The sequence below is a fragment of the Clostridium ljungdahlii DSM 13528 genome (assembly GCF_000143685.1).
In the GTDB taxonomy this organism is placed as follows: domain Bacteria; phylum Bacillota; class Clostridia; order Clostridiales; family Clostridiaceae; genus Clostridium_B; species Clostridium_B ljungdahlii.
Genome location: NC_014328.1, coordinates 386639 through 410036 on the forward strand (window position 1 = coordinate 386639; position 23398 = coordinate 410036).

Below are 23398 nucleotides of genomic sequence, written 5' to 3' on the forward strand. Positions count from 1 at the left end.
GAATGTTCACTGTTGAAAATAATTCAGTAGAATATCTAGTCAGTAAATCAATACTAAAAGAACTTTTAAAAGAAAAACTTATAACAGAAGATGAGTTTATAAATATAGATATAGAAAATAAAAAATCATTTAACAAATAAAAAACAGGGCTTGGACTATAACAGTTCAAGCTCTTAATTTTTTCACTTTTATTATATGTTTGCACAATTTAAATTACTTGCTTTGAGGCAGGAGTAGAGCTAACATATAGCACTGATGAAAGAAGGCTTTATATTGAAAAAGATAATTTCAATTGCAGCGAGAAATTTATCATTTCCTGATAGTGGACAATTTTTGAGAAAGACAAGAGTATGTGCCTACTGCAGGGTAAGCACCGGAAGTTTAAAGCAGTCAGAATCCTTAGAAACACAAATTTCTTATTATGAAAGGCATATAAAGAATAAATCAGGATGGGAGTATGCTGGAGTTTTTGCAGACGAAGGAATTTCAGGTACAGGAATGCTTAAAAGGACAGAATTTAATAGAATGATTAGAGCTTGTGAATTAGGAAAAGTTGATTTAATAATGACAAAGAGCATATCAAGGTTTGCAAGAAATTCAGCAGATTGTATTGATGTAGTAAGACACCTTAAAAATATTGGTGTAGGTGTGTATTTTGAAAGAGAAAATATAAATACATTAGGTGCAGATAGTGAACTTGTTTTAAGTATTTTGAGTTCTATTGCACAGGATGAATCGAGAAATATTTCAGAAAATGTAAAATGGGGTATTCAGAAAAGATTTAGAGAGGGGAAGTTTTATATTACAACTAAGAGGTTTCTAGGGTATGACTTAAATAATGAAAAGCAGCTTACTGTAAATAGTGAGGAAGGCAAAATAGTAAAAAGAATTTACAGGGAATATTTAAATGGCAGAAGTTTAAAAGAAATAAAATCTGGACTTGAAAAAGATAATATCAAAACTGTAACAGGAAACAGAGTGTGGAATGAAAGTGCAATAAAATATATTTTACAAAATGAAAAATATTGTGGGGATGCAGTACTTCAAAAGACTATAACCGTTGATTATTTAACTGGAAAGAGAAAGAAAAATAAAGGTGAAGCCCCAAAATATGAGGTTAAGGAACACCATGAAGCAATAATATCAAAAGAAGATTTTTTAAAAGTTCAGAATATAAGAAAAATAAAAGCTTTAAAATATGGAAATTTACCAGAAAACAGAGATAAGTATCAGAATAGATACGCTTTTAGCGGAAAAATAATATGTGGAAATTGTGGAGCATTTTTTAGTAGAAGAACCTGGAATAGCAAAGCAAAGTCAAAGCAGATAGTATGGCAGTGCAGGACATATATTAATGAAGGAAAAAGTTCCTGCTGTATGAAAGCAGTTGATGATATTACTTTAAAAGCTGTATTTGTCAGAGTATTTAATAGAATTTATGAAGCTAAAGAAGATTTCTTTAAAAGGTTTGCTGATAATATAGAAAAAGTTTTAAAGCGAAATGAAAAATGTGAAGATATATTAAGAGTAGATAGAGAGATTGAGAACATTAGCGGAAAAATTAAAGAACTTGTAAGAAAGCAGATAAAAGGTGAACTAGAAGAAAGTACATTTGATAAAAGGTATAGAAACTTAAAAGATACACTTCAGGAATTTAAAAATAGAAGAAATTCATTAAGTTATAATGATGAAAAATATAAAAAGCTTTTAGAAAGAAATAAAAGGATTAAAAAGTTTATAGAAGATAGAGATGGCATTATTACAGAGTTCGATGATGATATATTTGAGAATCTAATAGAAAAAATTGTAGCTATAACACCCACCCATCTCGAATTTCACTTTAAGAATGGAATGGTGGTTGAAGAAGAATTTATAAAAAAGAAAGGCATTAAAGGATTGCAGTAAAGGGGGAAAATTTTTATGCCAAAGGTTTCGGTGATACCTGCAAAACAGGTACAGGTGATAAATGGTATTAAAGATAAAAAGAAGAAAAGAGTATGTGCTTACTGTAGAGTAAGTACGGATACTGATGAGCAGCTCACAAGTTATGAAGCTCAGGTAACTTACTATGAAAGCTATATTAGAGGCAAGCCGGAATATGAGTTTGCAGGAATTTTTGCTGATGAAGGTATAACTGGTACAAATACAAAACATAGGACAGAATTTAAAAGAATGATTGATGAGGCACTTGCAGGTAAGTTTGATATGATCATTACAAAATCAATTTCAAGGTTTGCACGTAATACACTAGATTGTCTTAAATATGTAAGGCTTTTAAGGGATAAAGGAATAGGGGTGTATTTTGAAAAAGAAAATATTGATACACTGGATTCAAAAGGAGAAGTTTTGCTTACCATTTTATCTTCCCTTGCACAGGACGAATCAAGGAACATTTCGGAAAACAGCAGATGGGGTATAGTTAGAAGATTTCAGCAGGGAAAAGTAAGAGTTAACCATAAAAGATTTTTAGGATATGATAAAGATGAAAATGGCGAGCTTATTATAGATGAGGAACAGGCTAAAATAGTCAGGCGTATATATAAAGAATATCTTGAGGGAAAAGGTATAAGAGCTATAGGAAAAGACCTTGAAAGAGATAATATTCTGACAGGTGCAGGAGGAAGAAAGTGGCATGATTCAACGATTCAGAAGATATTAAGAAATGAGAAGTATTCTGGAGATGCACTGCTTCAGAAAACTATAACTACAGATTTTCTAACTCATAAAAGGGTGAAGAATAAAGGTGAAGTCCAGCAGTATTACGTTGAAGACAGCCATCCGGCAATAATATCAAAAGAAATGTTTCGAATGGTTCAGGAAGAAATAAAAAGAAGGGCATCACTTATAGGATATTCAGAAAAAACTAAAAGTAGATATACCAATAAATATGCCTTTTCGGGAAGGATAGTATGCGGTAATTGCGGCAGTAAATTCAGGAGAAAGAGATGGGGACCAGGTGAAAAATATAAAAAATATGTGTGGCTTTGTGCCAATCATATTGATAATGGTTTAAAAGCTTGCAGCATGAAAGCTGTATCTGAAGAAAAACTAAAAGCTGCATTTGTAAGATCTATAAATAAAATCATTGAAAATAAGGAAGCTTTTATTAAAACTATGATGGAAAATATAAGTAGGGTATCAGAAAGTAAAGAAGATAGAAGTGAACTTAAAATAATAAATGAAAGTCTGGAAGAATTGAAGGAGCAGATGATGAATCTGGTAAGACTAAATGTAAGAAGCAGCTTGGATAACCAGATTTATGATGAGGAATATGAGAGGCTTGAAGAAGAAATAAAACAGTTGAAAGAAAAGAAGGCAGGGTTTGATAATACAGAGTTGATAAAGAAAGAGGGTATTCAGGAAGTAAAAGAAATTGAAAGAATTTTAAGAGACAGACAAGATATTATTAAGGATTTTGATAGAGAGCTTTTCATGCAGATTGTTGATAAGGTGAAAGTAATAAGTTTGGTGGAGGTTGAATTTATCTATAAAAGTGGTGTTGTTGTAAAAGAAATATTGTAATATTAATAATATAAAAGTAATACTGCATTTGGTGGAGATTTAAAATACTTTGATATATAATTAGAGATGAGTTGGTATAAAAAACTAATTCATCTATTTTTTATATGTAAAATTCACATAACACATAAATAGATAAAGAGATATTATTTAAAGCATAACTAATTTGTTATAAAAGGATATAGAAATTAAAAGATGGAAAATAAATGTATGACATTAGGAGATAAAATGTATAAAGGAATTGGATTAGTTTTAACTGGTGGAGGGGGAAAAGGTGCTTACCATATAGGTGTCTGGAAAGCTCTAAGAGAATATGGTATAGATAAAAATATTACAGCTATTTCTGGTACATCTGTTGGTATCTTGAATGGAATATTGTTTGCACAGGGAAACTATAATGTTGCTGAAACCGTCTGGAAAAATATATCTAAAGATAAAATACTTAAGTTGGATATGAAAAAAATAATCTTGAAACTCTTAGAAATAGGATTAATTAAAGGGGAAATGGCGGCTTTAACTATTATTTTTAGAGAGTTTTATGGAAATGGAATATTTTCAAGAGAAGGTTTGGTTAAGATAATTGATGATAACATAAATTTAGGTTATATAAGTAATTGTTATTTAGATATTTTTGCAGCAGCATATAATATAAATACGTTGAAAATTGATTATCTTAAAATTAATGGTAAAGATGATAAAACAATAAAAAAAATATTACTAGCATCTTCAGCATTGCCTATTATATTTGATAATGAAGAAATAGATGGGCAATATTATATAGATGGAGGAGTAAAGGATAATGTTCCAATTAAACCTTTATATGATAGAGGTATAAGAAATTTTATAGTTGTCCATCTAGCAAGAAATTCTTTATATAATAGTGGGTCATTTAAGGATGCTAATATAATTGAAATAGTTCCAAGTAATTCTCAAGGTGATTTATTAACTGGAACTTTAGATTTTTCAAAGGAAAGCGCGGAAAGAAGAATTGGACAAGGATATAATGATACGATTAAAATTTTAAAACCAATGTATGAGATGGGAATTGTACAATCTAAAATTGGAATACAATTACAGAAATTTAAGAAAGATGAAGTAAATTTTACATATGAAATGGTAAATTTATTTGATAAAAGAGAAAAAATTAAAGATGAATTAAATAAGTTACTGAAGAATCATTAGGGGGATTTTACATGGAATTGTCTGTAACTTTACAAGAAAATGAATATTTAACAAAAGGGAAAAAGCAAGAAATAGATAAGCAGATAGATGAAATAATAAAAAATCATAAAAATAATGCTTTTGAAATAAATAGGTTAGTTTTTGACAGTGTAACAGCATTAACTGCGAGTGATTCACGTGCTAATGAGTTATCGGAGCAAGGTGTATTAAAAAGATTTTGGGGTGAATTAACAGGAGAAAATCAAAAGCTTCAATCGGAAATAGACAGAAATTTATCAACAGCACAGTATTGCTCACAACAAATTTTACAGAAGTTAGCAGAACAAAATCTAATGAATTTTGAGCTTATTACTACTGTTAATAATAAGTTAAATTCTTTAACTATAGAAGTTGAAGGTGAAATTAATGAAATTTATGAAACATTAGTAACCTTTTTTAAACAAACCAGAAGTAATATTATTCAACTTGAAACCAGAGTTGAAATATTAGAGAAAAATGTTAACTTACTTAAATGGTTAAATACAATAGAATATTTAATGCTTGATGGAGTTGAATATAGTGAACTTAATAAAATTGAAAAGATAGTTTGTATAGCAAATGATTTTTATAGTATAACAAAAGGAAAGTGGACTACATCAGATTTAGTATTGATAAAATCAGCATTAAGTGAAATAGGTTTGTCAACTAAAGAAAAAATATCGTATAAAGAATTTATAGAATATGTATCAGAAAATAAAAATTTGTTTAGCAAGTTAGTAGATGAAGATATAACAGATTTAGTAAATATTGATACCGATCAGATGCCAATTATAAGTGGATTAGTAAAGGAAAAATTGCTAGAGTCTAGTGAAAGGTATATAGTAAATACAGTAAAATCACAGTTAAAGGTTAATGGAATATGTGTGAATGATAAAAAATTGAGGTACTCAATAACAGAAAATTACATTGAAGAAACTGAATTTATAAATATAAATTCTCAAGTAAATTTATTTGATTTTATAATAGAGTTATTGTTTAATATAAAAATCTTTAAATGCAGTTGTGACAATTTTCAAGCAATAAATGTTAAAAATAAAATTATAAATAACAAAAAATTTGAGAATATTGATAGTAGTAATAAAACAAATCTAAATGAAATAAAATTGTATGCTGGTGATAAATTTGGAGCTATAATTGATGAAAATGATGAGTTGTTTATTTGGGGTAATACAAATATGAGTGATTATGATTTGATTGGTAATATGCCGAGAAATAATAATGAAAAATGGATTGATGTAGCAATTGGTAAATGTGTTTCTTCTAATGATTGTTGCTGTGGTGTGACAATAGATAATAAAATAATTTTTTGGCCGAATAGATTAGGAATCACAAAGTGGCATGAAAAATATTTAAAATTAATGGATATTGTTCAAGTATCAACAGGGCAGGGACCATTTAATTTAATAGCTTTGGATAAAAGTGGACAAGTTTATTGTTATAGTAGTTGTGATGGTGGTAAAAGCTTGGTACCATATAATTTAGGAAAAGCAGTAAAAGTTCTTAGTGATGGCTCGGATTTTTATGTATTATGTGAGAATGGAAGAGTATATAATTGGAAATTTTATAAAGGAGGAAAGGTGAAATTTGATGTATCTCACTGGAGAGATATTAAGGATATAGCCGTAGATAGAGGAAGTATAATTGCATTAGATAAAAGAGGAAATGTATTTGTCTTTAGTAATAATAGGCAAATTTATAATATTCCTAAAGATTTAAAAGATATTATTGCCATTTCTATGGGTGAGTATCATGCTATTGTATTAGATAAAAGGGGAAATGTTCATGTTTGGGGTTCTGATAATGTGGATATATTAAAACAAGTTTTAATCGTACCTAAAGATGTCAAAAATATAGTTAAAATTGCAGCTGGCAGCGAAATTATGATGGCATTGGATGTAAGTGGAAAAGTTCATATGTGGGGAAACAACGAATATATAAACTGCTGTGTTCCGTCTAAGTTTTGCATCTAGTATTAAAATTATAGTATAAAAATCTATAGGTAGATTAATAAGAATATGTGAATTTTGAAGATAATTTAAAAGTGAGAAATTAGTATAAAAACATATGATTGTAGGAAATGAGAATAAGTATGAATGAAAACTGTATATGATGGAGAGCTTTTCACACAGATGTTGGAGTGAGAAAAAAGATAAATAAAGGCAATATGAAATTTATTTTTATAAATTTAGATTGTATGTTTAAATAGTGTAAGGAAAGTTTATTTGCGATATAATTTTTAATGAATGGGGATGCGGATGATGCCATGTGTTTGTTGCTTCTTTGATAATGAACATCAAAAATTACTTAAAGAAAAATGTCTTAAAGAATCAAGTTTTATAGAAAAATTGATTAAGTATAAGGAGTATTATATTGATGAATTTATAAAGTTACATTCGATAAAAGATTGTAACTGTTATTATTCTAGAAAATACAAAAATGAGACTGAATATGTAAAATTTTGTAATGACTTACTTAGTGATTATAAAGGAAAAATTAGTTTATTTGAAAAATTATTTGATGGCTTAATTGATACTTATAAAGCATATACTAAAGGAAACATAAGTGATGCATATAAAAGATTAAATGACTATATTAATAATTATTGTACAAACTATTCAGATAGTAATTCAGTTCAGTTTTCTCAAGTACCATTATTTAGAGGAAGACCTATTGGAGATTATGATATAAAGAATATACATGAATATTATCATATATCATTCAATAAAAGAAAATTAGCTAGAAGTCAACGATTTAGCATTGCCGGCAAGCCAATGCTCTATCTATCAAGATCTATACCTACTGATATTCAAGAATTGGGAAATGAATTTAATAATATAAATTTTGCATTATATGTACCTAAATACAGTTGGTTTTATAATAGGGCTATGTACAATATAACGAATTCAATTGCTAATAACTTAAATAATTCTATTTATCCATTAATGAACGGAGGATCAAAAATAGAATATGACAATTCTCAGTTCGTTTTTTCAAAAAACAAGGCAGACACTATTATTGGTGATAGCATACTATTTCAGATACTTACATTTCCAGTTGATACAAAAAATCAAGTGATTGAGGAATATATTTTACCACAAATGTTTACTGACAATCTGCAGAAAGAAGGGTATGCTGGATTAATTTATCAAACTACCAAAAAAATAATACAATTAGATGAAGAGCTAAAAGGCAAAGAACTTGATTATAATTACTGCTTTTTTGTCCCAGATGATGGAAAGAATGAATATAATGAAAAGTTATTAGAGTGCTTTTATACTGTATGTATTGGCGATTGTAAGGAAAATGTAACTATTAACGATGTTGGAAGTTTGATAAATAACTGTAAAGCTATTTTGAAAAACAATAAAAATTATATACTTGATGAGTATAGTATGCTTAATAATAACATTGAGAGACATATCAAATTAATGAGAAAAATCGATATTAGTGATAAAACATATTATGATACAGAAGAAGGAAATGTCGAAGTTAGATTGTTGTATAGATTGATGAAAAAAATAAAAGAGGTTATTGAGGATCCCAAAAAATTTGGTATTATTAAATATGAAGAGTTAAAATAATCATTTCTAATAAAAAGTAATATGTATATTGTCTTTTTACCTTATATAACAGTTTCATGCACGTGGAGTGTGTAGTTAAGCTAATCAAGGTAAATCAATAGATTTGCGTAATTAAATATGAAAATTTGGCTGTTTGCCACCGCGTTTGTTTTCTGGGTGGCAAATTATTTTATATTAGAAATAACAGATTCTAATATGCCCTTTCACAAAAATAGATAGTTTGCAGATCATCTATTTAGATTTAATTAAACGCCACAATGTAGTTCGACTGATTTTGAGACTTTCAGCAGCCTTGGTTTGATTGCCGTTACACACCTCAATTACCTTTAGTGCAATATTTTTGTCAATTTCACTAAGAGGACGAGATAGGTCTAATAGCTTTGCAGAATATTTAGAATTGAAAGAAGTTGAAAAAATAGTTTTCTCTTTACTTAAGACTTCTTTTACCTCATCAGAAGAAATATATTGACCTTTAGTTATTATAGTGAGATTTTGAATAACCCGAGTAAATTGCGTATAGTTATAAGGCCAAGAAAATCCGCAAAGCATCTGTATTGCATCTGGCGTGATTCCTAAAATTTGTTTTCCAGTAGATATATTTAGTTTGTTAAGATATAGTTTTAAAATTGAATCTATGCGCGCTGGATCATCTCTTAATGCTGGTAAAGTGATGATAAAACAGTGCAGGTGATTTATAAATGCCATCATATTTGAATCAAGTGTTCCGCTAGAAGAACTTATACATGAAAGTAAAACTCTATTTCTTTTACAAATTTCCATATCTGTCATGGCAATTAAAAGCTCCTTTTGCTGCTGCTGACTTAAACCATTTACATTTTTTATAAAAATAGTGTTACCAGAATCACATAAAGGTGAATTATGATTATTTAAAATGTAATCCCATATTTTATCACTTAATAGAGTACAATCAATTTCTATAAATGGCTGCTTAACTGCAGGACTGTTTAAATAGATAGCCTTAGCAATTTGCTTTTTTCCTGTACCTTCTTCACCAGAAATCATAACAGGGTAAAAATTTTGATTTACTTGGTCAATGGTGCTGTTAAGTTTATCAATTGAACCAACTATACTATAAGCACTATTGAAATAATCTTTTTCTACTTCTTTACTGCTACTGTAATTGATACCGCATTTGTTGCCAGATAGTGGAGGCTTACTAACAGAAAAATAGAAAGCTATATATTCAAATTCGTCAGAGAGAATTCTCTGTCCTTGAATAGAATAAAGCAGGTTATTTTGACGATGTAAGAAATGACGTTTTCCAGTTGGAAGAACTTCATCTATTTTTTTATGAAGTGTATCTAAAATATCTGTATCATCATCTAAAAGTGTAGAATAAAACAATTTCCCATCATTTGTAAAAACTACTGTTTTGGCATCTCTTCCATGGATAAGTTGTCTTAAAAAGTGATTTTCAGATCTCATATTAGTATAGTTATTACAGTAAAAAACAGAAGTATCAAATGCATCACGAATACTTTCAATTCCCGATGTAATTAAAAATGCATTCATACCAAATTTTCTAGCAGTTGTATAGGTAATCATATCGCAAAGAATAGCATGGTAACCAGTATCTTTTAAATTTTGTAGAATTGAAATATCTTCATCTGCAGAATTTATTGTAAATATGTCAATTTCATATGGTAATAATTCCATTAAAGATAAAAGGTCCTTTGTAATATTTGGGAAACCAACTACTGCGACTTTTTTTGTATCAGCATCTGATAATTTTAAAGTACGTAAAATATCATAAACAGATGTGTTAATTTCAATTACAGGCAGTGAAACTGACTGTTGAAGTAATTTAGCAGTACCGCCTCGTGATATAATAACATCGTAGTTTCCGTGAAAATTATTTTGAGCGATTTCTACTCCTTTTTTTAAATCTCCCACCGTAATTGTCAGATCTATATTGGGATAATCTTTTGAGACCTTAATTAGTAAAGGCTCCATACTGGAATATGGTGCAATGGCTAAAATTCTTATTTTAGATGACATTTTATATCTCTCCTTATAATCATATGTTCAAATATGAAATACTTATGTAACAATATTATAATATTTCATCAATAAATACAATAAGCTTTAATATTGTTTCAAAATTAAACGAAAAATGTGGACGTTTTCATTTAATGGAATTATAAGTTCTGATATTATAAGGGCATAAAGAACACGGCATAATGTCCATGAAATCTTTATTAAATATTTTATTTTTATTAATAGAAATCATTACATTAATTGGAGGAGGCCTTACATTACATGGTTAAACTATTGATAATAGCAGATGATTTTACAGGAGCACTAGATACAGGTGTGCAGTTCACACTTAGTGGTGCTGTAACATATGTGATAGTTGATTCTCAAATCAATTACACTAAAATAGAGTCAAATGTGGAAGTATTAGTAATTGATGCAGAGACTCGCCATCTTGATAAGGCAGAAGCGTATCAAAAAGTATTTTCAATTGTAAGACAAGCAACTGAAATCGGAATTTCATATATTTATAAAAAAACTGATTCTGCTTTGCGTGGAAATATTGGTGCAGAACTTACGGCGGCAATGCTGGCAAGTAAATCAAAACACATTCATTTTATTCCTGCATTTCCGAAAATGGGTCGCACTACTGTAAATGGTGTACATTATATAAATGGAATTCCAGTTGCTCAAAGCATTTTTGGTCAGGACCCCTTTGAGCCGGTTTGTTACTCAGATATAAAAGAAATTATTAATTCTCAGTCTGAGCTTCCAGTTCATATTATGAGCGCAGATATTTCAGAATCATGTGAATCAACAGAAGGAATCATAGTGTATGATTCGAGTTGTGATCAGGATATCAAAAATATTGCTGAAAAGCTTAATAAAAAGGATGAAATGCATCTAATAGCTGGTTGTGCAGGATTAGCGTCTATATTATCACAGATTCTTCAGCTTGGAAGCGAGAGACCGCGAATACCTGAAATAAAACCCAATATGTTTGTAGCATGCGGCAGTGTTAATCCAGTTTCAGTTGCTCAATGCAATGATGCAAAGTGTAAGGGAATACCATATTTTAGACTTACTCCAGAGCAAAAGCTGAACACTGATTGGGCAGAAAACTGTGATGCAGATGAATTTATTCAGAATTTGTATGATTCTAGTGAAAATAATCATATGGTCATTCTTGATACAAACGATATGGAAGGCACTGAGAGCACAACTGCTTATGCACAGAAAAAAGGAATTTCAACTGAACAGATGCGTACACATATTATATCTAGCATGGGCAAGATTTTGAAGCGGTTAATTGACAAGGGATGTGATAGTACCATTTTCATTATGGGGGGAGATTCACTCATTGGATTTGCACGTGAGGCTGGTATTAAAGGTATATTTCCTGTATGTGAAATGGATTGTGGAGTTGTGCTGTCACAGCTTAATTATAATGGAAAGATGCTAAATGTAATTTCAAAATCTGGTGGATTTGGTAAAGAAACTATATTTAGCGATTTATCAAAAATGCTTTTAAGATTAAATGAGGGAAGGAAGTTATAAAATGTTAGAAAAATATAATCTAAAAATGCCACATGTTGTATATAGTGGTGAAAATTCATTAGAAAATATAAAAACAATTATTTTAGAAAATAAAGTAAATAAGTTAGCTGTTTTTACAGACAAAGGAATTGAAAGTGCAGGTTTATTAGATTATCCTATGAACTTTGTGAATGCAACAGGAGTTGAAGTAAGTATACTTGATGATCTACCACCTGAACCTACATATAGTCAAGCACAAAAGCTTGTAGATGAATTTAAGGCAAGTAAAGCTGATTTTATTATGGCAGTAGGCGGAGGCAGTGTTATGGATACTGCAAAGCTTGCTAGTATACTTGCAACAGATGATTATGGAGTTCATGAATTATTAGATGAACCTAAATTAGCTAAAAAGTGTATAAAGACTTTGATGATACCTACAACAGCTGGAACTGGAGCTGAAGCTACACCTAATGCAATCGTGGCAGTTCCTGAGAAAGAATTAAAGATAGGTATAGTAAATGAAGAAATGATTGCAGATTATGTTATTTTAGATGCAATTATGATTAAAAAGTTACCTAGAAAAATTGCAGCTGCTACTGGTGTAGATGCATTAGCTCATGCTATTGAGTGCTTTACTGGAAACAAGGCAAATCCTTTCAGTGATATTTTTGCTCTAGAAGCTTTGGATATGATTCTTAATAATATTGTTAAGGCCTGTGATGATGCTGAAGCAATGAGTGCTAAAAATAAAATGCAAATTGCAAGCTTTTACGCAGGAGTTGCAATAACAGCTTCAGGAACAACAGCTGTACATGCTTTAAGTTATCCACTTGGTGGTAAATATCATATTGCTCATGGCGTATCTAATGCGATTCTTTTGGTACCTGTAATGAGATTTAATGAACCAGTGTGTCGCGCAAAATTTGCTGAAGCATATGACAGATGTGTTCATGGAGAAAAAACTTGCACTACTGTGGAAGAAAAAAGTGAATTTATGATTAAACAGTTTGAAAAAATTGTAAAGCATTTGGATATTCCAACGAGTCTATCTACTTTTGACGTACCAGCATCTGATTTGGATATTTTAGTTGATGCAGGAATGCAGGTTACACGTTTACTAGATAATAATATGCGTAAAGTTACCAAAGAAGATGCCTGTGAATTATATAAACAAATTCTTTAAATTAAAGTTTTTATACAAAATTAAGTTTTTATAGAAAGGATGTTTAAAAATGAAACAAGTTGAAATTAAAGGAATTATATCAGCAATGATTACACCAATGAATGAGGATGAATCTATAAATGCTGCTGCACTTAGAGAACAAGTAAATCGCCAAATTGAAAACGGTGTACATGCTATATTCTGTTTTGGTACTAATGGAGAAGGTTATATTTTAAATAAAGAAGAAAAAAAGTTAGTTCTTAAAACTGTAATTGAAGAAACTAATGGACGTGTTCCAGTATATGCAGGTACAGGATGTGTTTCAACTAAAGAAACAATTGAGCAATCAAAAATGGCAATGGATTTAGGAGCCGATGCATTAAGTATAATTACACCTAGCTTTGCAGTAGCCAGCCAAAATGAATTATATGATCATTATAAAACTGTAGCCGAAGCAGTAGATATGCCAATCATATTATATAATATTCCAGCGCGTACTGGTAATGCTTTAGCTCCAGCAACAGTTGGAAAGTTAAGTCAAATTCCTAACATTATTGGTGCAAAAGATTCTTCAGGTAACTTTACAAACATTCTTGGATATATTTCTGCAACTGAAAAAAATAATTTCAGTGTCTTATCTGGAAATGACCAATTAATTCTTTGGGCTTTAAAAGCAGGTGGTGTTGGAGGTATTGCAGGTTGTGCAAATGTATATCCTCATACTATGGCATCAATTTACAATTCTTATATGGAAGGTAATTGGGAAAAAGCTAAAGAATACCAAGATAGCATAGCTAGTTTCCGTGGCTGCTTTAAATATGGAAATCCAAATACAGTTGTTAAAACAGCAGTGTCATTATTAGGATACAATGTTGGTAAATGTCGTGCACCTTTTAATCAATTACCAGAAGAAGGCATTGAAGCTTTAAAGAAAGTGTTAAAGGAAAATGCAGATAAAGGAATGAGATAATTTTAGAGTAAGGAGGAAAAGAGATGCTTAAAAAACTTGTAATTGGTATTACAATGGGTGATGCATCAGGAATTGGTCCTGAAATTATAGTAAAGGCATTAAGTCATAGAAATGTATATGATATTTGTGCACCAGTTGTAATAGGAGATCCAAAGTTTTTAAAAAAAGCAATAGAAATTACTAATTCTGATGTAAGCTTAAATTTAATAAATGATATAAAAGATGCAGAGTTTTCATATGGTAAAATTGACTGCTTTAATATTGATATAATTCCCGAAGATTTAACTATTGGAAAAATGTCACCGGTTGCCGGAGATGCAGCATTTCAATTTGTAAAAAAAGCTGTTGAACTTGCAAAAGAAAATAAAATACAAGCTATTTGTACCGCACCTTTAAACAAGGAAGCAATGCAAAAAGGTGGACATAAATTTGCTGGACATACAGAAATTTTAGCAGAATTAACTAATACAAAAGATTATTCAATGATGTTATCATCACCAAAACTGAAGGTAATTCATCTTACAACACATGTTGGTCTTGTAAAAGCAGTTGAAATGATAAATCCTGAAAGAACTTATAGGGTTATTAAATTAGCTAATGATGTATTAACTAGAGCTGGATACAAGAATCCGAAGATTGCAGTTTCTGGTATAAATCCACATGCTGGTGAAAATGGACTTTTCGGAAATGGTGAGGAAGAAGAAAAATTGATTCCAGGAATAAAAAGAGCTCAAGAAGAAGGTATAGAAGTAAGTGGACCTTATCCACCTGATACAGTATTTTTCCGTGCTGTAAATGGTGACTTTGATATTGTAGTTGCCTGCTATCATGATCAAGGACATATTCCTATAAAAGTTCTTGGAATGTCTGATGGAATAAATGTAACAGTTGGGTTAAATGGAGGAGTTATACGTACGTCTGTTGACCACGGAACTGCCTTTGACATAGCTGGAAAAAATATTGCTGATGAAAAGAGCATGTTAGCTGCAATTAAATCAGCAGTTGAATTAGTACCTAAAAATTAATAATTATACTATCATTATAAAATAATTGAATTTATCAAATTAGTATGTAAATTTGTTCATACTGATTTGGTAAGAAATGAGAGAGGACGTGTAATAAATGAAAGTAATATCTACATCACCTTCATTTGCAAAATATTCAAAAGAACCTATAGAGTATTTAAGTAAAAACGGTATAGAAGTCAGTTATCTGCCAGCAGATATTGCAGAAGACGAATTTATAGAAAAGATACACGATGTTGATGCATTAATAGTGGCTTTTACTCAAATTAATGAAAACGTATTAAAAAATGCGCCAAATTTGAAAATTGTATGTAAACATGGTGTTGGGGTTGACAATATTGATTTAGAAGCAACAAAAAAGAGAAATGTATATGTAACAAATGTTCCGAATGCTAATAAACATGCTGTTGCAGATTTTGCGTTTGGATTAATACTTGCTTCAGCAAGACAAATCCCTCAAGCTAATGATTTGACAAAGAAAGGCGAATGGCCAAGGACTTTTGGAACTGATGTCCATGGAAAAACTTTAGGAATTGTTGGACTTGGAAACATAGGTAAAGAAGTTGCTTTTAGAGCAAAGGGATTCAGTATGAATGTATTTGCATATGATCCTTATCCAGATGAAAAGTTTGCAGCTGAAAATGGAATTACATTTGTAACGATAGATAAATTATTAAAACAAAGTGATTTTGTTTCAATTCATATTCCACTTTTAGATAGCACGAAGAATTTAATTGACTATAAAAAATTGAAGATGATGAAAAAAAGTTCATATTTAGTTAATGCATCAAGGGGGGGGATTGTTGTAGAAGAGGACCTTTATAAAGCATTGAAAGAAGGAGTAATTTCAGGGGCAGCTTTAGATGTATTTACAGAGGAACCCTTAAAATCACACCCATTATTTGAGTTACCTAATTTTATTGCATCACCTCATATTGCGGGCTATACAGCTGGGGCTACTGATGCACTTGGAATGACTTGTGTAGAAAATATTGTAAGCGTATTAGTCAATAAAGAAAAACCTAAATTTATTGTGAACAAACTTTAAGTTCTTTATAAATAGGTTAAATTGGGGGTATAGTTGTGGAAAATAGAAAAAGTACATTGAAAAACAGCATGGGTAGAAAGACAAATATTCGCTGGATTGTTGCTGCTATGATGTGGGCTGCAATTGCAATTAACTATATTGATCGTACAGTACTTTCTACAGGAGCTACTCATATATCTAAAGAATTTAGCTTATCATCTGGAGAAATGGGTATTCTCATGTCTGCATTTTTCTGGTCATATGCATTATTACAAATTCCAGCAGGTTGGGTTGCAGACAGAATTGGTCAAAAAAAGACCCTTGGATTTGCTGTTGGCTGGTGGTCTATAATGACTGCTGTAACGGGTTTAGCAGTAGGATTTAAATCATTGCTAGGATTTCGTGTAGCTTTAGGAGCTGGAGAAGCTGGTGCGTATCCAAGTAATGCAGGAATAACTTCAAAATGGTTTCCTAAAAAGGAAAGAGCTACTGTTTCTGGATTGTTTGATAGTGGCTCCAAATTTGGAGGAGCAATTGCAATGCCATTAATTGCATGGCTTATTGTAACATTTGACTGGAAATTAACCTTTGCTTTTATAGGTTTGTTAGGCGTTATATGGACTATTATATGGTTGTTATTTTTTAAGGAAACTCCTGCGGAACATAAAGGAGTAAATAAGCTTGAGTTAGATTACATAAACCAGGATAACAATGAAAACGTTAAAGCTGAAAATGTTGATTCAAAGAGTTCGATAAAATGGTATCAATTACTGAAATATAAAAATATTTGGGCTATGTGCATAGGATTTTTTATGATAAATTATAATTCATATTTCTTTATTACATGGCTACCTACTTATTTGGTCAAAGAAAGAGGAATGAGTTTACTTAAAATGGGATTTGCGGCGTCACTTCCTTTATTATGTGCTATGGTTGCTGAAATAATAGCAGGTTGGCTATCTGATAAGGTATACTCTAAAAAGTTATTATCACTTACTGCAACGAGAAAGGTATTTTTAATTGTAGGCTTATTAATGGCATCTTGTATTGGAGTAGCAGCGTTTACTAAATCACCAGCTTTAGCAGTTGCATTACTTTGTATTGCTAAGTCGGGTAACACTGTAGCAGCTTCTCAAGTATGGGCACTACCTGGAGATGTTGCACCTAAAAATATGACATCAGTAGTTGCTGGAATGCAAAATACAGTTTCTAATATGGGTGGAGTTGTAGGACCAATTATTACTGGATTTATTGTAGGAGCAACAGGATCATTTGTTCCAGCACTATTGTTCTCAGCTGTTCTAATTGTAATTGCCATTTTTAATTATTTATTCTTATTAGGAAAGGTTGAACGTATTGAAGTACAATAAATAATAATTGATTTATAGTATACTTTAAATAAATAAGCTGTTACGTTAATTAGCGTAACAAAGTTGAAAAAAGATATTGTAAACTAATATTCCAACGGATTTATTCCACGGTGCTTTTGTACCGTGGATTTGTATTCTTACAATAAAAAGATGGTAGGTTGTCCGTTGAATATATCGTAGAAATCGTGCTATAATGTAAACTCTAGAAAGATGTAAATAGCCTTGAGAGAAGAACTCTTAGGGCTTTTATTATACAAAAATTAAGGCTTCAGACTTATGTTCTGAGGCTTTTGTTATTGTTGGAGGAATATTGAGGTCAAGATTTTGCCTATGTCATCAAATATTATAGCTGTAAGATAAGATAAAATTCCTATATAGAAATTTGGAATTATAAGGAATATATACCAGCAACTTTAATAGGTATTATCATCATGATTGTTTCTTCAAAATTGGCAGACAGAGGAAAGTTATCTATGATAGCGTTTTTTTCATTTGCAGGTATATTAGTTGGAGGAGGAAGCCTTTTTTTTAACAATTTTTATATTATACTTTTGGGAACTACTTTTTTCATGGCAGGATATATGAATTTTAGTGCAATACTCCCGGGAAGTGTAACAAAACTTTCTACAAAGGAAATTAGAGGAACTGTTACTGGTATCTATAATACAGTACAATTTATTGGCTCATTTGTGGGTGGAACTTTAACAGGTATATTGTGGGGAATAAATAGTCATTTTCCAGCAGTATTTATTATTATAGTTAGTATAGTAGGATGTATTTTTGTTAGAAAATTAGAAACTATAGACAAACATACATCTACTGATAAAATAAAGTTGTAAAGGAACTTAATGAAAGTGTAGGTAAATTTAAATTATAATACACCATTATGAAACAAACAACTTTTATTAAAATAAACGTGATAAGTATGTATATCCACACCTATGAGTGGAAAAATAAATACGAGGTGATAACATATGAAAAACATTGGTGTGGAAAAAGGATTGTCTAGAATGGCAGATTATCTAAATGCTCAAGGATATTCAGTGCAAATTTTAGGAGAAGATCTTGAGAATAATGTTTCAAAGTGCAAAAATTTAGATGCAATTGTTACAGCAGGATATAATACAGATATGATGGGTTTTAGTGATACTTCTACAAAAGTTCCTGTTATTAATGCTGACGGTTTAACACAAGAAGAAGTAAAGAATATGATTCAGCAGAAAACTACTAGATAATAATATCAGCATTTCTGTTCGTAGAACGTAGAGTATGAGAAATTATAATAGGATTAAGGAGTAAATGCCTTGGTCCTATATTTTATGTGTGGATGTGTAGCATAATGGTAGTTAATGGATCAATTACTAACACTGCTTGCAATCTCTCAATGACTTAAATAAAAGCTATCCATTGTCTTTAATAAGAAAGTTGTAACAAATGATACTGAACTTATAGTTTTTCAGTGATAAACTAATAGTAAATCAATTCTAAGGAGGAAAGAATATGGATATAGTAAGTTTAAAAAGGCAGCATAGTGAAGAAATGAAGAAAGTTACTGAAGCATATGAAAATTATAAATCAAAATATAATACATCTAATAAAATTACAAATAATATTGAAGGGTTTAAACAAGATACAATACAAATTTTTAAGGCCTTATCAGATAGAATAGATAGAGAAGAAAAGGAGTTATATCCATTACTATAGACGTCAAGTTTTATATAGTGTTAAAGAAGATGATAGGGTTGTACATAGAGAAAAATAGAATATTAAAGGCTTAGTTAAATTTTAGTTTGTAAAAATATAGCTAAGCTTTTTTCTGCTGTATATCTAAACACTATAATACAATTAAAAATCTTCCTTTTGCCAAAGAAAATTCAAAGTTGTACAAAGGACCTTCAATTAATTTAGCAATGATTCATGGAGGGGAAGTATATAATAAAGTACCTGATTATTGTAAAATGTCTCTTGATATAAGAACTTTGCCTGAACAAAATATAGATGATATTGTTTTACAAATTAAGAATAAAGTAGATTGTAAAATAATTATTTCAGATACAGGGGATCCAGTAAAAACTGATATAAATTCTCCTTATGTTAAAAAGCTTAAAAATGTAGCTTCACAATTTTTAGATAGAGATTGCATTTTATTTGGACAACATGGCTCTGCAGATACACGTTTTTATTCAAAAGATAACATTCTGGCAGTAGAGTTTGGATCAAGTGGGGTAAACTGTCATGGAAATGATGAATATGTTTTTACATACTGTTTCAAAATATAAAAATATTTTGAAACAGTATGTAAAAACATTTCAGTAGTTTATGCGTTATGTGAAAAATGACAATAGTGAATAAGATTTATATAGTTGAGAAGCATTTACTTAGGTAGGTGCTTCTTATATTGTGCAACACCGGATAATTTGGATTTTATTAGGCATTGTTGTAATATATAGTATATAGGGGAATGAAAGGGGAGATAATATATGACTTTTTTTAAAAATATGAGAGTAAGGATAAAATTAATTTTATGTTTCCTTATTATATCTATATTAATTGTTATTGTTGGAATTATAGGTATAAAATCGTTAGGAGTTGTAAATGCCAATTCTGAAGAAATGTATAATAATAGACTACAAAGTGTGTATATGCTTACAGATATGAAGCAAAATTTGACACAGGCTGAGTCTGATATATTACAGTTGGTATATGTAAAGGATAATTTTAAAAAGGATGACTTAGAAAAAGATATTCAACAAAATAAGGCTGAAAGTGATAAGTATATCTCTAGTTATGAAAAGTTATCCATGAATGACGAAGAAAAGCAAATATGGTCTACATTTAAAAGTCAACTTAGTCAATATAGAACTTTAAGAGAAAACGTTGTCGAATCTGTGAATACGGCAAATAATGATAAAGTAGTAACACAGTATGAACAATTAATAGGATATAAGACGGAAATGTTTAGCAACCTTGAAAAACTTATAAGTATAAATAACGATAGTGCCAAGGCATCTAATGTAGAGAACCACTTAGTATATATAACTTCAAATAGATCTATGATAATATTAATGATAATAGGGGCATTAATTGCAATAGGTCTTGGATTATTTATATCAAGGGATATAAATAATCCACTAATGGAAACATTAGATTTTGCAGAAAATTTATCAAAATTTGATTTAACCCATGAGTATCAAGTTACTAGAAAAGATGAATTTGGTAAAACCAGTGAAGCACTTATAAAAGCCCAGAAGAATATCAAAGAACTTATAAAGGTAATAATGGATAATTCACAGGATATGAGTGCATCTAGTGAAGAACTTTCTTCTACATCAGAAGAATTGTCATCCAAAGTTCAAGAAATAGACAATGCAGTAACAAATATAACAGCTCAAATTGAAGATGCAAGTGCATCATCACAACAAATATCTGCATCTATACAAGAAATAGATTCAAGCATCAATGAGTTATCTGGCAAAGCAATAGAGGGAAGCAATAATGCAAACAATGCAAAAGAAAAGTCCACCAAAGGCAAGAAAGATGGAAAAGAGATTATGGATCAGGTACAAAATTTGTATACGGAAAAGAGAAACAATATGCTGCAGGCAATTGAAGATGGAAAGGTTGTTAAAAATATAAGGGTTATGGCAGAAACTATTTCAGGTATTGCAGAACAGACAAATTTGCTTGCGCTAAATGCGTCTATAGAGGCAGCTAGGGCAGGAGAGCAGGGAAAAGGTTTTGAGGTAGTTGCACAGGAGGTAGGAAAACTTGCAGAGGAATCCCAAAATGCTGTAGCAAGTATACAGGATACTATTTTAAAGGTTCAGGATGCATCTAAAAAATTATCTGAAAATGGTAGTGATTTGTTAAGGTTTATAAATGAAGAGATATACGGAAAAATTGAACAGCTTAGAGGTATAATAGATTACTATAGTGAGGATTCAAATTTTGTAAGTAAGATGTCAGAAGAAATAGCATCTATGTCGGAAGAACTTACTGCTACAGTTGCTCAAGTAAGCGATGCAATTCAAAATGTGGCTTCAACTTCACAGAAATCGAGTGAAAATGCACAAAATATAAAAATTGGTGTTAGTGAAACAACTAAGGCAATAGATCAGGTGGCTTTAAGTGCACAAAGTCAGGCTGAATTTTCACAAAAACTCAGTGAAATGGTACAAAAATTTAAGATTTAGAAGAGGTCATATCTAAGGATTTTTTATGATAAATATGATATAATGATGCTGTTTAGAAATTTTGCCATAAGGGTTCATCAAGATTAAAGTTTAGGAGATAAGTGAGTTGAAAAGAAATAAGATATTTGTTAGTGGTTATGCAAAACTTCCAGGTGGAATAACTGCAACTGAGGTTTATACTGAGATTGCAATGACAGCTGTTTTAGATAGAGTTACAGGGAAAATATATGAAATAGAGTGTACACTTGTAACGAATACAGCAAGAGAATATATAAAAAAATTGCTGGCTGGTAGAAACATAAAAGATATAGATGATATGGTAAAAGATATTGCTGATAATTATTTCGGAATCGCTAAAAAAGCTATAATAGCATCGTTGACAAACTGTTATGAAAGATATATACTTATTACCAAAAGCGGTAATGAAGACAAGTAAATATAAGTTTAATGAAATTGCCATTTTGTTATGGTGTAAAGTTATCCCTTTGCATAAAAGTGACAGGAACACGGCATTGATATATTCTAAAGTATATTAATGCTGTTTTTTGATGTTGTTTTTTAATTGAAAATATGCAAGTTGAATAAAAGGAGGTATAAGTAAAATTAAAAGAGGTTTCAATTAATATATTTAAATAATATTTTGGGAAAGGATGTTTGTAATTGTGGGTTACGTATTTATTATTTTAGCTGCTGTAATTTTTAGTACGATGGAAATCGTAGGCAAATTAGCTGTGGGTTTAAATCCGTTGCAATTAAATTTTCTTAGATTTTTAATAGGAGGATTAATTTTATTTCCACCAACTATTAAAGCTATGAGAAATAAAAAAATGAAGTTTAAAAAGGATGATTTATATTATTTTCTAGGTACAGGATTTTTATGTGTTGTACTCAGCATGTCCCTGTTTCAATTGGCAATTACATTTACAAAGGCATCTACGGTTGCCATAATTTTTAGTACAAACCCTGTATTTACGGTAATGTTTGCATATTTGTTCTTAAAAGAAGATTTAAATAGAGGTACTATTATATCAATTATACTTAGTCTGGTTGGTATAGTGTGCATACTAAATCCTTTTGGTACAGTTAGTGATGTAAAAGGTATAGTATTATCTATTTTAGCAGCGGTTACTTTTTCACTTTATAGTGTAGTTGGAAAGCTAAGATCTGAAAAGTATGGAAGTATTACTTTAAACTGTGTTAGTTTTTTAGTTGGAGATATTATTATGCTTGTGATTATATTATTATCAAATCTTCCAGTAGTTAGCAGCATAATAAATCCTAAGGGTGGTTTAAGTTTTATGTCTCATATACCAATTATTTATGGAATAAGTGCTGCTAATATAATTCCGGTAATATTTTTAGGAATTGTAGTAACAGGATTAGGATATATGTTTTATTTTATGGCTATGGACGAGACTTCAGCAACCACAGCATCTATAGTTTTCTTTATTAAACCAGCACTTGCACCTATTTTTGCATTAATTGCTTTAAGCGAAAAAATACCTATGAATACTGTCATAGGAATATGCTTCATACTAATTGGATCTTATTTTTCCTTTACAGCTAAGGGTGGGACTAGAGTTGAAGAAGTGGAAAGTTAAATAGGGATTGTACAGTTATAATTTAACTTTACAGGATAAGAATTTTGTTGAATAAGGTATGTATTTGTGTTAATATTATTGATAATGTAAAGGAAACTATGATATATATGCCGTAATTTGGGTATCAGACATATACGGAGTTAATGATACAACCGACCTTACATCTATAATCTATAGGTGTGAGGTTTTATTTTTACA

20 protein-coding genes are annotated in these 23398 nt (G+C 30.3%); 19 read left to right on the plus strand and 1 reads right to left on the minus strand.

The features are described from left to right. The first annotated feature begins 2 nt into the window (after positions 1-2). From CLJU_RS22535 to CLJU_RS01855, 6 genes are all read left to right on the plus strand, one after another. Positions 3-140 carry an SHOCT domain-containing protein gene (locus CLJU_RS22535; protein WP_167317020.1) on the plus strand — a complete coding sequence of 46 codons (138 nt, stop codon included), beginning with the start codon at positions 3-5 and terminating at the stop codon, positions 138-140. A 133-nt stretch (positions 141-273) separates the two neighbouring features. Then, positions 274-1905, plus strand: coding sequence for a recombinase family protein (locus CLJU_RS01835; protein ID WP_049781877.1), 1632 nt, complete (start codon positions 274-276; stop codon positions 1903-1905). 15 nt (positions 1906-1920) lie between these two features. Then, positions 1921-3522 carry a recombinase family protein gene (locus CLJU_RS01840; protein ID WP_013237059.1) on the plus strand — a complete coding sequence of 534 codons (1602 nt, stop codon included), beginning with the start codon at positions 1921-1923 and terminating at the stop codon, positions 3520-3522. 225 nt (positions 3523-3747) lie between these two features. Further along, on the plus strand, positions 3748-4701 hold the full coding sequence (locus tag CLJU_RS01845; protein ID WP_013237060.1) for a patatin-like phospholipase family protein: 954 nt from the start codon (positions 3748-3750) through the stop codon (positions 4699-4701). Positions 4702-4712: 11 nt separating this feature from the next. Then, the gene (locus CLJU_RS01850; protein WP_013237061.1) at positions 4713-6710 is read left to right on the plus strand and encodes an RCC1 domain-containing protein; all 1998 of its coding nucleotides are present in this window, start codon (positions 4713-4715) and stop codon (positions 6708-6710) included. Positions 6711-6995: 285 nt separating this feature from the next. Then, positions 6996-8321 (plus strand): hypothetical protein, encoded by a 1326-nt coding sequence (locus tag CLJU_RS01855; RefSeq protein WP_013237062.1) that lies wholly within the window; start codon positions 6996-6998, stop codon positions 8319-8321. A 231-nt stretch (positions 8322-8552) separates the two neighbouring features. Here CLJU_RS01855 and CLJU_RS01860 read toward each other — a convergent pair whose 3' ends face one another. After that, entirely contained in the window at positions 8553-10340 is a 1788-nt protein-coding gene (locus CLJU_RS01860; RefSeq protein ID WP_013237063.1) for a sigma-54-dependent transcriptional regulator, read from the minus strand. Positions 10341-10601: 261 nt separating this feature from the next. Between CLJU_RS01860 and CLJU_RS01865 the strand changes: the two genes are divergently transcribed. The 13 genes from CLJU_RS01865 to CLJU_RS01925 all read left to right on the plus strand — a co-directional run bounded on the left by CLJU_RS01865 (position 10602) and on the right by CLJU_RS01925 (position 23200). Next, a complete protein-coding gene (locus CLJU_RS01865) occupies positions 10602-11873 on the plus strand; it encodes a four-carbon acid sugar kinase family protein (RefSeq protein WP_013237064.1) in 1272 nt (423 codons plus the stop codon). A gap of 1 nt (position 11874) precedes the next feature. Beyond that, on the plus strand, positions 11875-13035 hold the full coding sequence (locus CLJU_RS01870; protein ID WP_013237065.1) for an iron-containing alcohol dehydrogenase: 1161 nt from the start codon (positions 11875-11877) through the stop codon (positions 13033-13035). A 49-nt stretch (positions 13036-13084) separates the two neighbouring features. Then, on the plus strand, positions 13085-13984 hold the full coding sequence (gene dapA / locus CLJU_RS01875; RefSeq protein WP_013237066.1) for a 4-hydroxy-tetrahydrodipicolinate synthase: 900 nt from the start codon (positions 13085-13087) through the stop codon (positions 13982-13984). Between the two features lie 23 nt (positions 13985-14007). Beyond that, positions 14008-15009: a 4-hydroxythreonine-4-phosphate dehydrogenase PdxA gene (gene pdxA / locus CLJU_RS01880; protein WP_013237067.1), complete on the plus strand. Its 1002-nt coding sequence runs from the start codon at positions 14008-14010 to the stop codon at positions 15007-15009. Positions 15010-15106: 97 nt separating this feature from the next. Then, on the plus strand, positions 15107-16057 hold the full coding sequence (locus CLJU_RS01885; protein ID WP_013237068.1) for a phosphoglycerate dehydrogenase: 951 nt from the start codon (positions 15107-15109) through the stop codon (positions 16055-16057). Positions 16058-16092: 35 nt separating this feature from the next. Then, complete coding sequence (locus CLJU_RS01890; protein WP_013237069.1) at positions 16093-17406, plus strand: MFS transporter; 1314 nt, start codon at positions 16093-16095, stop codon at positions 17404-17406. Between the two features lie 425 nt (positions 17407-17831). Continuing rightward, on the plus strand, positions 17832-18245 hold the full coding sequence (locus CLJU_RS01895) for an MFS transporter (RefSeq protein WP_275507166.1): 414 nt from the start codon (positions 17832-17834) through the stop codon (positions 18243-18245). Between the two features lie 135 nt (positions 18246-18380). After that, positions 18381-18641 (plus strand): YkuS family protein, encoded by a 261-nt coding sequence (locus CLJU_RS01900; RefSeq protein WP_013237071.1) that lies wholly within the window; start codon positions 18381-18383, stop codon positions 18639-18641. A 265-nt stretch (positions 18642-18906) separates the two neighbouring features. Next, positions 18907-19110 (plus strand): hypothetical protein, encoded by a 204-nt coding sequence (locus tag CLJU_RS01905; RefSeq protein WP_013237072.1) that lies wholly within the window; start codon positions 18907-18909, stop codon positions 19108-19110. Positions 19111-19286: 176 nt separating this feature from the next. Next, positions 19287-19685 carry a peptidase dimerization domain-containing protein gene (locus CLJU_RS01910; RefSeq protein ID WP_013237073.1) on the plus strand — a complete coding sequence of 133 codons (399 nt, stop codon included), beginning with the start codon at positions 19287-19289 and terminating at the stop codon, positions 19683-19685. A 201-nt stretch (positions 19686-19886) separates the two neighbouring features. Further along, on the plus strand, positions 19887-21599 hold the full coding sequence (locus CLJU_RS01915; protein ID WP_013237074.1) for a methyl-accepting chemotaxis protein: 1713 nt from the start codon (positions 19887-19889) through the stop codon (positions 21597-21599). Positions 21600-21705: 106 nt separating this feature from the next. Next, positions 21706-22035, plus strand: a complete 330-nt coding sequence (locus tag CLJU_RS01920; RefSeq protein ID WP_013237075.1) for a DUF3870 domain-containing protein — start codon at positions 21706-21708, stop codon at positions 22033-22035. Positions 22036-22261: 226 nt separating this feature from the next. After that, positions 22262-23200 carry a DMT family transporter gene (locus tag CLJU_RS01925; protein WP_013237076.1) on the plus strand — a complete coding sequence of 313 codons (939 nt, stop codon included), beginning with the start codon at positions 22262-22264 and terminating at the stop codon, positions 23198-23200. Positions 23201-23398: the final 198 nt, after the last annotated feature.